At 60.5% G+C, this 261-nt stretch carries 1 protein-coding gene; it reads right to left on the reverse strand.

The features are described 5' to 3' along the window. A partial coding sequence (locus AAEY79_RS15440) for a peptidylprolyl isomerase (RefSeq protein ID WP_352289408.1) occupies positions 1-260 on the reverse strand: 260 nt, incomplete at its 3' end. Between the last annotated feature and the right edge of the window lies 1 nt (position 261).

Genomic DNA, 261 nt, shown 5'->3' on the forward strand with positions numbered 1-261 from the left:
TCGTTCGTGCGCGCCATCGCGATCGTGTAGTTGTCGTTCTTCAGGCCGTTGTTCGCCTCGTTGTCGATCGGCGCGTCGGTCGGCTTCTGCTTCAGGCCCGGCTCGAAGCCGCCGCCCTGGATCATGAAGCCGTTGATCACGCGGTGGAACACGGTGCCGTCGTAATGGCCCTTCTTCACGTAGTTCAGGAAGTTTTCGACCGTCTTCGGTGCCTTCGCGGCGTCGAGTTCGAGCTTGATCACGCCGTGGTTCGTATGCAGT

This window comes from Psychrobacter sp. GW64-MNA-CIBAN-0177, from assembly GCF_040309585.1.
Lineage (GTDB): Bacteria > Pseudomonadota > Gammaproteobacteria > Pseudomonadales > Moraxellaceae > Psychrobacter > Psychrobacter okhotskensis.